We start from the raw sequence: 12205 nt of genomic DNA on the forward strand, positions 1-12205 counted from the left end.
TCCTGGCTGTCACACGCTCGACGCGGCCCGCATCGCCCACGGCGCGTGCTCGGCGAGGTGATCAGCCGCCGGCTGCCCGGTCCCTCGCTGGTGAGCGGGCCGCGGCAGCAGCGGGTTGGGTACGTGACCGGCACCGGCGGGCATGACCATCCCCGGCGTGCGGACCCTGTCGAGCAGCGGGCCGAGTACCTGCCGGGACGGCCACGTGGCCTCCCGGAGCAGCACGGCCTCCAGCAGCGTCGCGAGGGAGCGTGCGAGGCCGATCCGGTCCAGGCAGCCGCGCACGGCCTGACGAAGCCGGGACCACAGCACGCGCTCGTCCAACCCGTAGTACCGGGTCATGGCATCGATGATGCTGTAGAGGTTGACCTGAACGCCGAGGGTCTGGAAATACCCGGCGAGCTCGCGCATGCCGGGCAGGGCGAGCGCAGGCGTCCCGCCCCCCTTCGTCCGGTATCCGGGGTCGGGGGACCCTGCCATCTCCATCCACTCCGGACAGATGCGTAGCGTGTCGTAGTCGCGCAGCACGAACCGGCGGACGTTGCCGCCCGCGAGCTCGACGAGGACGTTCTGACCGTGCAACTCGGGGACGACGCCGTGACGCAGGAACCCGAACGCGAGCGCGCAGAAGGCCTCGCTGAGGGTGCGGAAGAACCCGGCAGGGTCCCCCGCGTCGAACCCGGCACCGGCAAGGGTCTTGGCCAGCGCGTCCCACTCGTGCGCGGCCAGGGCCGCCATCGGCAGCACGACCGCGCCCGGGTCGTCGAGAAGCTCACGCGGGTATCGGCGGAGCTGGACGGCCAGCTGGCCGGGGCGGTCGGCGAACTCGTCGTCGCCACCCCACGTGCACCAGTGATGCTCCTCGGACAGCACCACCATGGACGCGAGCCGCCCGTCGCGCTCGAGGATGCTCCGCAGGGTCGCCTGCGCGCGCTGCGCATTGTCCAGCTCTCTCGGCGGCAGCAGGCGGGTGATGCCCAGGGTCTCGACCCCGAGGGGGAGCTTGAGGTGCCACTCGGACTCCGGTGACGCCGCCAGGGTGCGCAGCGAGGACGTCGGGTGGAACCGGCCGACGGACCTGGCTAGCGGGATGATGTCGTTCGCGGCGATCTCGTCACCGAACACCGAGGGAAGGACCCGGTCGAACTGCCACGGGTGTACCGGGATCGCCGCGTACTCCCCGGCACCGAGACCGGCTGCCACCATGGCGTCGCTGAGCGCGCCCCGGGCGCGATCATCGAGGAGCTGCCGCGCCAACCACACGGCGTCCGTTCCCGTGCCGTAGCGGAGCCCCTCGTGGCGTACCGCTACCCAGTCCAGCGCCACCGGGTGTCCGCGACCCGGTCCGTACTGCTCGAGCTCGGCGACCGACCATCCGACGATGGCGCGCGCCGTCGGGTGGAACGGGCGGCAGCGGGTCGCGGCGAGCCGCTCCCCAGCGAGCATCTCGCCAGGGGTCGGTGTCGCGAGGCCGGCCGACCGGTCCGGAACGGCCGCGGCCGTGTGCTCCACTGCGACCCGGAGGTCCGCGGCGACCTGCTCGGCGGGCTCATCGAGGTGACCGTGGCTGCTCGCGAGCGTGGTGAGCACCTCGTCAGGGGCGAGCACCCGTGGCGGCTCACCGGGGTCCACGTACCACACGGGTCCGCGGGAGAGCCGGTAGCGCTGCAGCGCACCACCGTCGCGGCCACGGAACAGCAGCGTTCCCCGCCCGGCGGGGACGGTGCACCACACCTCCGCGCGGACCAGCGGTGCGATGTCCACCCGGGGGCCGGCACAGGCCGCCACCGTGTCGGCGACCCCGTACCGGTTCTCCTGGAGCAGCGTGTCCACGAGATCGCGGAGGACCAGCTCGGCAGCGTCCGTCTCGCCTGCCGGATCACCGGAGTCAGCGCGGGGCTGTGTGGCATGCGCATGTCCGCACGCCCGGGTCGTGGCTGCCATGAGAGCCTTCTCCTGGGATCAGGTCACACCGAGACAAGAGTTAGGTAAGACTAACGTAATATAGCCTTGCCTAAATATGACCTATGTCGCACGAACGGGCGACCACGAAGAAGGCGGTAGGGCCGCGGCGAGGCGTCCCCTGCCGAGTGCGGCGGCGGGTGTCAGCTCCGGAAGAACGAGTTCGACTCGGAGCGGTACATGAACACCAGCGCCGCGACCACCGGCAGGACCGACAGCATGCTCAGCGTTCCGTGCGCCGCGCCGAGGCCGAGCACGACAAGGCTGATCCCCACATAGATCATCCAGAGGACGAAGGCCATCTGCACCGAGCGGGGCCGGACCAGCGACTGCAGCACGGACGGATCCGCGGGCGGCATCGACGGCTCGTCGGCTGAACGTGACGCCGCGCTCACTGTCGGTGGGCAGGTCCATGATCAATACCAGCGGGTGGACACAATGATCATCGGCATCCCGGCCAGCACCTCGCGCCCGCGCGGCCACCCGCTGTGCGCCTACCGGAAGGAGACTGTCGCGTCATGATGGGTCGTACGCATGCGTTGACCGGCTGGTGCGCGGGCCTGGCCGTCGCCCCGCTCGTCGGGGCCGGGCAGATCCACGAGGCCGTGGCCATGGCCACCACCACCGCCGGGTTCGCCCTGCTGCCCGACCTCGACCACCCCGGGGCGCGGGCGTCCCGCCTGCTCGGCCCGCTCACCGGCGGCCTGTCCTGGCTGCTGCGGCGCGCCTCCGCCACCCTCTACGCGCTCACCCGCCGCGCGGCCGACGACAACAGCACCGGCACGCACCGGCACATGACCCACACCCTCGCCTTCGCCGGCGCCCTCGGCGCGGCCACCACCATCGGCACCCAGGCAGGCGGCATCTACGCCGTGGCCGCCGTGGCCATCCTCGGGCTGCTGCTGGCCGAGAACGCCCTCGGCGACTGGCTGCTGCCCGCCGCAGGTGCCGCCATCGCCTGGTGGGCATACACCAGCCCCAGCGGGCTGTCCGAACTCGCCCAGCTGTCCGGCTGGCTCGGCATCGCCGTCGCACTCGGCTGCGTGGTCCATTGCCTCGGCGACGCCGTCACCGAGTCCGGCTGCCCCTTCCTCTGGCCCATCCCCATCCGCGGCCAAACCTGGTACGAACTCCGCCCCCCCAGCCTGGCTACGCTTCCACACCGGCAAAACCGTCGAGAACGCCCTCATCGCCCCCGCCACGGGCATCCTCGCCATCGCCCTCCTGCCTGGCATCACCGACCTCGTCACCCCCGCCATCAACAGCATCGAGGCGATGCTCTGAACGCCCCGACCCCGCGCGTCGCTGGGCTGTCGGTGGCGAGCTTGCCCCTCTCCGGCGAACAACCACCGGAAAATCAGCCGGCCAGGAGCGAATTGTCGCAGAAGGCGCGACCCAGGAATGGCGATTGCCTGCCCCCTGCCACTTTCAATATATATCGCACCGGGGGGCTTGCGGCAAGACCCGGGTAGTGCCGCAGAATCATCGGCGAAGCCAGCACCTGGGGAAACGAGGGGTCGCGACGTGTATGTGTTGCGGTCGGCGAGCGCGTCGTGCGGGACGTCGGATCGCTGACCGGGCCCGCGACGCGGTTCTCCGCAATCCAACGGGGAGCCCGAAGAACCCAGCATCAATGAGCCGCTGTGAGGGGAATGTGTCAACTCAGGGGTACGAAGAGGAATTGCGGTCCGAGCAGGACTATGTTGCCGGTCTTTACACGCGGCTCGATGCCGAGCGCGCCCGGGTGAAAGGCGAGTACGACGCGGCGTTACGGGGAACCGGCGGCACTGCCATGGAGCGGGATATCGAGGTGCGCGCGCTGGCCAAGGAGGTGAAGCGGCTGGACGTGGCGGACAACGGGTTGTGTTTCGGCCGGTTGGACACCACTTCGGGCGAGCATTCCTACATCGGCCGGATCGGCCTTTTCGACGAGGAGAACGACTACGAACCGGTGTTGCTGGATTGGCGGGCGCCCGCGTCACGCGCGTTCTACGTCGCCACCGCAGCGAACCCGGAGAACGTACGCCGGCGCCGCCAGTTCCACACCCGCGGACGCCGGGTGGTCGATTTCACCGATGACGTTCTCGGCCGTCCGGACGGAAGCGAACGAGGGGACGCCGCCCTGCTCGCGGCGGTCGACGCGCCACGCGGCGACGGGATGCGCGACATCGTGGCGACGATCCAGGCCGAGCAGGACGAGATAATCCGGCTCGATCACCCGGGGGTGCTGGTGATCGAGGGCGGCCCGGGAACCGGCAAGACCGTGGTGGCGTTGCACCGCGTCGCGTACCTGCTCTACACCCAGCGGGAGCGGATGGAACGCCACGGTGTGCTCGTGGTCGGGCCCAACCCGGCGTTCCTGAACCACATCGACCGCGTCCTGCCGTCACTCGGCGAGTCCGACGTGGTGTTCATGACCCCCGGAGACCTCGTACCCGGTCTGCACGTCACCGCAGAGGACACCCCGCGAACCGCCCGGCTCAAGGGCTCGCTGCAGATCCTGGATGTGCTGGCAGCGGCCATCGCCGATCGGCAGCGGCTGCCGGAGCACCCGCTGCCGATCGAACTCGGAGAAGTCACGGTGCGGATCGACGCCGAGACCGCGGAGTGGGCCATCCAGGAGGCACGCGCGAGCGGGCTGCCGCACAACGAGGCCCGTACGGTGTTCACCGAGATCCTCACGTGGGTGCTCACCGAACGGGCGATAGCCCGGATCGGCCGAGGGTGGCTGACCCGTCAGGACCGCCAAACATGGGAGGACATGCGGGCGGACCTGCTCACCGAGCTCGCGGAGGACGACACGTTCACCGCAGCACTCGACGAGCTCTGGCCGGTACTGACGCCGGAAACGCTGCTGGCGACGCTGTACGCATCCCCCGAGCGGCTGCGGGCGGCCGGCGCCGACGAGGCGTTGTGGCGCGCCGACGGCGACGCCTGGACGGTGTCGGACGTGCCGCTGCTCGACGAACTGATCGACCTTCTCGGTCGCGACAAGGCGGCTGAGGACTCCGCCGAGCAGGCAGCCGAGCGGGAGCGGAAGGCCGAGGCATCGTACGCCGCCGGCGTCCTGGACGTCCTCGTGGACCGCCAGGACTCGATGGACGACGAGGACCATCTGTTCGCGACGGACCTGCTCTACGCCGAGGACCTGGCCGACCGTTTCGTCGAGCACGACACCCGGGACCTCGCCGAACGTGCCGCAGCGGACCGGGACTGGACCTACCGGCACGTCGTGGTCGACGAGGCCCAAGAGCTATCCGAAATGGACTGGCGCGTGCTGATTCGGCGCTGCCCGGCGCGGTCCTTCACCGTGGTCGGCGATCTCGCCCAACGCCGCTCGGAGGCCGGGGCGACATCATGGCAGGAGATGCTGGAGCCGTACGCGCCCGGCCGCTGGGCCTACCGGTCGCTGTCGGTGAACTACCGCACCCCGGCCGAGATCATGACCGTCGCCGCAGCGCTGCTCGCCGAGTCAGCACCCGGGGTCCAGCCACCGGAATCGGTCCGCGCGCGCGGTGTGCAGCCATGGTCCAGGCGGGTCACGGCAGACGAACTACCCGCCGCCATCGACGACTTCGTCCGCGACGAAGCCGGCCGCGAAGGCACCAGCGTCGTGATCGGGCCACCGGGCGTGCCGGGCACGGCGGTGCCTGTGCCGCCCTCGGAGATCAAGGGCCTGGAGTTCGACGCCGTCCTCGTCGTGGAACCGGAACGGATCCTCGCCGACGGCCCACGCGGCGCGGCCGAGCTCTACGTCGCCCTCACCCGCGCCACCCAACGCCTCGGCGTCCTGCACACGGGGCCGTTGCCGCAGGTCCTGGCCGGCCTCGCCGAGACCGGGCCACCCATCCAGGCCAGGAGCCAACGGTCCGCGTAGCGGTTCGGGCGGGGATGCGTGTTGATCGACGCCCGTCGTCAGGGACCTGAGGCCGGGACCGGCAAGCCCGAGACCGGGGCGTCGTCTACCGCAACTCTGCCGTGCTCGATCCGGACACGATGATCGGCATGCAGCGCCGCGCCCGTGTCGTGCGTCGCATGAATCACCGTGACCCCGCTCGCGCACACCTCGCCGAGAAGCTTCGTGATCATCGCTTGCGCTTCCGCGTCCAGACTCGCAGCCGGCTCGTCCAGCAGCAGCACGTCGGATCGCTGTGCGAGCCCTTGGGCGAGTAGAGCACGCTGACGTTGACCGCCCGAGAGGGAGCCGAGCGGGCGCGATGCCAGGTCGGTGATGCCGAGGCGTTCCATGCATTCGTCGACGATGGCCCGGTCCGCCGTCGCGAGACGCTTCCGGAGACCGAGGTGCGCCCACCGCCCCATTGCGACGGTGTTGCGCACGGTGACCGGAAGCGTGTCCGGGACGGCACTGCGCTGGACCACCAGCGCAGGCCGAAACGCGTGCGCGCGGTGCACGGCGCCCGAGGCAACGGGATGGATGCCTGCGATGACGCCCAGCAGGGTCGACTTGCCCGAGCCGTTCGGCCCGACGAGCGCCGTGACGCGTCCGGCCGGGACGTCCGCGTCGACGTCCCGCAATGCGGTGGTGGGTCCGTAGACGGCCGAGACCGCGCGGAGCCGGACGGCGGCAGGTGTGGGACAAGCCATACTACCTCCAGCTGGTAATGACAATGATTTTCATTATAGTCTTGCCGGCGTGGAATGGTTGTCCGCCCCGTTCGAGGTCTCGTTCGTCGCGCGAGCCCTGCTAGGGGGCTTGCTGGCCTCGGGGATCTGCGCTCTGGCCGGCACGTGGGTGGTGCTGCGCGGCATGGCGTTCCTCGGCGACGCGATGGCGCACGGGATGCTGCCCGGTGTCGCCCTCGCCTCGCTGCTGGGAGGCAGCCTGTTTCTGGGCGCGGCCCTGAGCGCCGTCGCGATGGCGCTCGGGGTGACCGCTCTGACGCGCTCGCCGCGCCTGTCCCAGGACACGAGTATCGGGCTGCTGTTCGTCGGAATGCTGTCGGCGGGCGTGATCATCGTGTCGCACTCGCAGTCGTTCGCTGTCGACCTGACGGCCTTGCTGTTCGGGGATGTGCTCGCGGTGCGCCCGCGGGACCTGCTGGTACTGGCGGCAGCGCTCACCGCGGCCGCGACCGTTTCACTGGTGGCTCACCGCGCGTTCGTGGCGCTGTGCTTCGACTCCCGCAAGGCCGTGACCCTCGGACTACGACCCCGGTTGGCCCATGCCGGGATGCTCGGTCTGGTCACGCTGGCCATCGTTTCGTCCTTCCACGTGGTGGGCACGCTGCTGGTCTTCGGGCTGCTGATCGCTCCAGCCGCGGCGATGGTGCTGTGGGCCCGGCGAATCCCGGTGATCATGCTTGGCGCGGCGCTTCTGGGAGCGTTGTCCACGTTTTCGGGATTGCTCGTGTCATGGCATACGGGCACCGCCGCCGGAGCCACGATCACCGCGATCGCGGTTGCCTTGTTCTTCCTCTCCGCGGGGGCGGCGTATGTGCGGGGGCTGCGGGGGCTGCGGGGGCACTGCCTGCCGACAACTGCGGTTGCCGCGGGACGGTCCTCCGGGAAGGAGCTCGAGTACACGGGATGAGACTCACTTGTGGATACGGCGCCACACTCCCAAGCACAGCCGGGGTGTTGCTGCTGGTGGGTTGCGGTCCCGGCGCAACCCAGGCCGTCGGCGACGGGGAATCCGCGCCGCACGGCTACGTCGAGGGCGCCGAGGAGACCGCGGAGCCCCAGCGGCGCCTGGTCATGGCCGAGGCGGAGAGCGGTGCGGTACACATACTCGACCCGGCGACCGAGGACGTGACCAGGGTCGGAGAGGTGCCGGGGGCGCGGGAGATCGCGACCGACGGGCGCTTCGTGTATCTCGGCACGGGCACCGATGCGGCCGTGCTCGACAGCGGTGCGTGGACGGTCGACCACGGCGATCACGCGCACTACTACCGGACCGAAGCCGATATCGCGGGCCGCACCGAGGCGGGCAGCGGGCTGGGTGCCGCCGGAGACGCCGCGGTAACGGCGCTGACCTCCGACGAGGGTTCACGGGTACTCGACAGGATCGCCCTCGAGGAGGACGGTGAGATCAACGAGACCGCGTCCGTGGAGGGCACAGCGGTCCTCGCCCTCGGCGAACGACTGCTGGTCGCAGGGGCAGGAGGCGCGGACTCGGTTCGGGTGGTGGACAGGGACGGCGAGCGTGCGGAGCCGGAACTCGCAGCGGACTGCCGCGATCCGAAGGGCCAGGCATCGACGAGGCGCGGCGCCGTGTTCGGGTGCTCGGACGGCGCCCTTGTGGTGACCGAAGGGGACGACGGCGGTTTCGACACGACGCGCATCCCTTATCCCGCGAGCGCCGATCCGGTCAAGTCGTTTCACCACCGTCCCACCGCACCCGTTGTGGCTGGAGTCAACACCGGCCGCGAGGTGTGGGTGCTCGACATCGCCGGGGAAAGCTGGACGCTCATCGACACGGGGGTGCCCGCTCTCGCCGCGAGCGCGGCGGGCGAGGAGAAACCGGTACTCGTCCTGGGTACCGACGGTGCATTGCGCTCGTACGATCCCGCTTCCGGGGAGCAACTGGCGGAGAGGGATCTGATGGAGGCGCCGGACGGTGACACCCCGAAGCCGCGGATCTGGATCGACACCAGTCGCGCCTACGTCAATGATCCGGAAGGTCGGACCCTTCACGAGATCGACTACAGCGACGATCTCCGTATCGCGCGCGAGTTCGACCTCGATTTCGGTCCCGACCTCATGGTCGAGACGGGATGGTGATCGGCATGCCGTCCACCCCGTTCCGGCCTCGTGCGGTCACCGCGATTCTCGTCGCAGCCTGCATCGTGACACCGGCCGCACTGACCGGGTGCACCGCCCTCGGCGGTGACCGCTCCGGGATCGTCGTCACGACCAACATACTCGGCGACGTCACCCGTTCCATTGTCGGTAACGACGCCGAGGTCACCGTGCTGATGAAACCCAACGCCGACCCGCATTCGTTCGGGATCTCCGCCCAGCAGGCCGCCGAGCTGGAGGAGGCCGAGCTCCTCGTCTACAACGGACTCGGCCTGGAAGAGCAGGTCCTGCGTAATGTCACCGCCGCCGAGGAGGCCGGCACGCCCGCACTCGCGGTCGGCGAGCACGTCGACCCCATCGACTACATCGCGGGCGACTCCGAGGGCGAACCCGACCCCCACTTCTGGACCGATCCGCTCCGCATGGCCGAGGCGGTCGGCCATATCGCCGAGACGGTCGTCGACCGCGTCGATGGCGTGGACGACGAGCGAATCCGCGCCAATGCCGAGGAATACCGGCTCCGGATCGAGGAACTGCATGAGGATGCCACCGAACGATTCGCCAACATCCCGCCGGAGCGCAGGAAGCTCGTCACCAACCACCACGTGTTCGGTTACCTCGCCCAGCGCTACGACTTCGATGTCGTCGGTGCGGTCGTGCCGAGCGGGACCACGCTGGCATCGCCGAGCAGTGCGGACCTGAAGTCGCTGGCCGACGCCGTCGCCGCGACCCGCGTACCCGCGGTCTTCGCCGATTCCTCCCGGCCCGACCGCCTCGCGCGGGTCATGGCTGAGGAAGCAGGCCTCGACATCGAGGTGGTCACGCTGTTCTCCGAGTCGCTCACCGAGGACGGCGAGGGAGGTGCGACCTACCTCGAGATGACCCGCAACAACATCGAGTCCATCGCAGCGGGTCTGACGAACGAATGACACGCCCCGGCAACGGCGGTCGCTGTCGTTGCCGGGGCGCCACCACCGTCCACCACGAAAGAGGGAGCAGGAAAATGGCAGGTAGGAACACACCCCGTTCGTCCGGAGGCCGCGCGACCCTCCCGGCGTTACTCGCCGCCGGCCTGGCGGTGAGTGCGTGCGGAGGCTCGGGCGAAGCCGGCCCCGGGAACGAACCGTCGCAAGACGTGGCCTCCCCGCTCGTGGCGACCTACGACGGCGGGATCTACGTGATCGACGGCGATTCCCTGGAGGTCGCCGAGGACGTACCGCTGGACGGGTTCAACCGTCTCAACCCGGCTGGCGACGGCAAGCACGTTCTGGTGTCGACATCCTCGGGGTTCCGGGTACTCGACGCCGTGGGAGCCGAACTCAGCGACGACGAGTTCGAGGCACCGGAACCCGGGCATGTGGTGCACCACGCGGGCAGGACGGTTCTCTTCTCCGACGGTACCGGCGAGATCACCGTCTTCGACCCGGACGACCTCGGCGACGGGCTACCCGAGACCGAGAAGCACAGCACGGAGCACCCCCACCACGGCGTCGCCGTGCAGCTGGAGAACGGTGAGCTGGTCGTGACCCTTGGCAACGAGGAGGAACGGCCCGGCATCCGGGTGCTCGACGCCGATGGTGACGAGATCGCCGGCTCGGAGGACTGTCCCGGGGTGCACGGCGAGGCCACCGCGCAACATGAGGCGGTGGTCATCGGATGCGAGGACGGGCTGCTGGTCTACCAGGACGGCGACATCACCAAGGTCGACAGCCCCGAAGACTACGGCAGGATCGGCAACGTGGCAGGCGACGAGGAGTCGCGGTACATGCTCGGCGACCACAAGACCGATCCCGACGCGGAGCTGGAACGTCCCGAGGAGGTCTCTGTCACCGACACCGGCAGCGGCACCCTCGAGTTGGTGGATCTCGGCACCAGCTACAGCTTCCGTTCGCTGGGCCGTGGCCCGCACGGTGAAGGGCTGGTCCTGGGTACCGACGGTGCGCTGCACGTGATCGACATGGAATCCGCAAAGGTCACGGACACCTTCCCGGTGATCGACGAGTGGCAGGAGCCCATGGAGTGGCAGGAGGCACGGCCCACCCTGTTCGTACGCGACCACACCGCCTATGTGACCGAGCCCGCGCAGAACGCGATCTACGCTGTGGACACCGGGTCCGGCGAGATTCGCGCGGAAGGCGAGCTTCCCGAGGCACCGAACGAGTTCACCGGCATCGCAGCAGGCTGACGGCGGCGTACGTGTGCGGAATCCCTGCAGGCCTCGTACCGTGTTGGCCTGCGGGGATTCCGCGCTCAGGAGTCGCCGGTCGCGGACGGGAACCGGGGCTCGCGTTTCTCCCGCAGGGCAGCGGTGCCCTCGGCGACGTCGGGACCCATGAACGTCAGCATCTCGTAGGCCGCGGACTGGTCAAAGATCGGCCCGGCCGTCCTGAGCCAGTTGTTCAACGCTCGCTTGGTCCAGCGGATCGCCGTCTGGGAACCCGTCGCGAGGGTCTGCGCGACGTTCAGCGCCTCGCCACGACCGCCGTCGAGGCTGGGCGCTGAACACCCGGATGACGCAGGTGCACGGCCCGCACACGGTTGCCCGTACTCAAGCTTATTCGACCGTTGCCAAGTCACTACAGGGTCAGGTCAGAACGGGTTCCACGTCCATGGTCGAGCAATGTCCCCGCGTAGGCAGGAGATGCGATGGCGTGTCTCGTGGGCGGCATGGCTGCTGGTGGCGGCCTTGCCCAGCACGAAGATCACCCAACGCAGCTGTTGGATGTCGGCGAGCACGCGGAAGGCGGCGGTGGCGGTGACGTCATGACCGCCGTAGGCCATGACGAACTCCTCGTAATCAGCGCTGCTCAGACGCGCGAAATCCGTATAGTCGACCGCGACCGGAATCAGATCCCAATCCGGATGACCGCGCGAGACATGTTCCAGGTCGAGCAGGACCGGCTCCGTCTCTTCGGGCACCGCGACGTTTCCTTGCCAGGCGTCACCATGAATGACTCCCCCGGCCCGGTCGAGTCGCAGCTGCTGAAGCTGTTCGCGGAGATCGTGGACACGCCGGGCGAGCCAGGTTCGCTCCTGTTCAGGCACGTGTAGAGCTTCGGCAATGCGCTCGTCCAGACCACCGAATGGATCGAAGGACGGCAGTTCCGGTTGGTCGGGAGGATCAAGGGTGTGCAGCGACCGCAGCACCCCGCCGAGTTCACCGGTGGTGGCCGATCGATGCACGGGTAGTTGCTCCCACCAGGTCACCGGCCTGTTGCCAACCATGGTCGGCTGAGGCACGTCGTCAATGGCCCTGACGACAGGGAGACCCGTGGCAAGGAGCCAGCGCGATACATCGACCTGCCGTGCAGCACTCTCCTGCGAACCACTCGGTCCGACCCGAGCGACTATCCCACCAGGAATCCGGTACATCACGTTGGAACCATCACGGATCACCACCGCTCCGGTGGCATCCAGGCCAGCCAACCGAGCCGCAGCGGTGAGTACGTCCTCTGTCGTCGTCAGCGGTGTCGTCACGATCCTG

Annotated in this window: 10 protein-coding genes and 1 pseudogene; 6 read left to right on the forward strand and 5 right to left on the reverse strand. The window is 69.2% G+C overall.

The genetic code is table 11. The features are described 5' to 3' along the window. Nucleotides 1-9 precede the first annotated feature (9 nt). Nucleotides 10-1944, reverse strand: coding sequence for an IucA/IucC family protein (locus CHB84_RS16425; protein ID WP_089302516.1), 1935 nt, complete (start codon nucleotides 1942-1944; stop codon nucleotides 10-12). A 161-nt stretch (nucleotides 1945-2105) separates the two neighbouring features. Continuing rightward, nucleotides 2106-2321, reverse strand: coding sequence for a hypothetical protein (locus tag CHB84_RS16430; protein WP_089302517.1), 216 nt, complete (start codon nucleotides 2319-2321; stop codon nucleotides 2106-2108). A 162-nt stretch (nucleotides 2322-2483) separates the two neighbouring features. Here CHB84_RS16430 and CHB84_RS16435 point away from each other — a divergent pair. Together CHB84_RS16435 and helR are read left to right on the forward strand one after the other, a co-directional pair. Then, nucleotides 2484-3246: pseudogene (locus tag CHB84_RS16435) on the forward strand (metal-dependent hydrolase). A 370-nt stretch (nucleotides 3247-3616) separates the two neighbouring features. Beyond that, nucleotides 3617-5839, forward strand: coding sequence for an RNA polymerase recycling motor ATPase HelR (gene helR, locus CHB84_RS16440; RefSeq protein WP_176440000.1), 2223 nt, complete (start codon nucleotides 3617-3619; stop codon nucleotides 5837-5839). Between the two features lie 38 nt (nucleotides 5840-5877). Here the strand turns inward: helR and aztA are convergent, their stop codons facing one another. Further along, the gene (gene aztA, locus CHB84_RS16445) at nucleotides 5878-6567 is read right to left on the reverse strand and encodes a zinc ABC transporter ATP-binding protein AztA (protein WP_089302519.1); all 690 of its coding nucleotides are present in this window, start codon (nucleotides 6565-6567) and stop codon (nucleotides 5878-5880) included. A 49-nt stretch (nucleotides 6568-6616) separates the two neighbouring features. Between aztA and aztB the strand changes: the two genes are divergently transcribed. The 4 genes from aztB (at nucleotide 6617) to aztD (ending at nucleotide 10906) form a co-directional block, all read left to right on the forward strand. Continuing rightward, nucleotides 6617-7513: a zinc ABC transporter permease AztB gene (gene aztB, locus CHB84_RS16450; RefSeq protein ID WP_089302520.1), complete on the forward strand. Its 897-nt coding sequence runs from the start codon at nucleotides 6617-6619 to the stop codon at nucleotides 7511-7513. Next, nucleotides 7510-8703, forward strand: coding sequence for a hypothetical protein (locus tag CHB84_RS16455; protein WP_217898592.1), 1194 nt, complete (start codon nucleotides 7510-7512; stop codon nucleotides 8701-8703). Before aztB ends, CHB84_RS16455 begins: the two co-directional genes overlap by 4 nt. Nucleotides 8704-8708: 5 nt before the next feature. Continuing rightward, entirely contained in the window at nucleotides 8709-9650 is a 942-nt protein-coding gene (gene aztC / locus CHB84_RS16460) for a zinc ABC transporter substrate-binding protein AztC (RefSeq protein WP_176440001.1), read from the forward strand. 74 nt (nucleotides 9651-9724) lie between these two features. Next, entirely contained in the window at nucleotides 9725-10906 is a 1182-nt protein-coding gene (gene aztD / locus CHB84_RS16465) for a zinc metallochaperone AztD (RefSeq protein ID WP_089302523.1), read from the forward strand. A 65-nt stretch (nucleotides 10907-10971) separates the two neighbouring features. Here the strand turns inward: aztD and CHB84_RS16470 are convergent, their stop codons facing one another. Both CHB84_RS16470 and CHB84_RS16475 read right to left on the reverse strand, forming a co-directional pair. After that, complete coding sequence (locus tag CHB84_RS16470; protein ID WP_245818783.1) at nucleotides 10972-11124, reverse strand: hypothetical protein; 153 nt, start codon at nucleotides 11122-11124, stop codon at nucleotides 10972-10974. Between the two features lie 186 nt (nucleotides 11125-11310). Beyond that, nucleotides 11311-12198, reverse strand: coding sequence for a phosphotransferase family protein (locus tag CHB84_RS16475; RefSeq protein WP_245818784.1), 888 nt, complete (start codon nucleotides 12196-12198; stop codon nucleotides 11311-11313). Between the last annotated feature and the right edge of the window lie 7 nt (nucleotides 12199-12205).

Origin of the sequence: Haloechinothrix alba (genome assembly GCF_900188115.1) — a bacterium.
GTDB lineage: Bacteria > Actinomycetota > Actinomycetes > Mycobacteriales > Pseudonocardiaceae > Haloechinothrix > Haloechinothrix alba.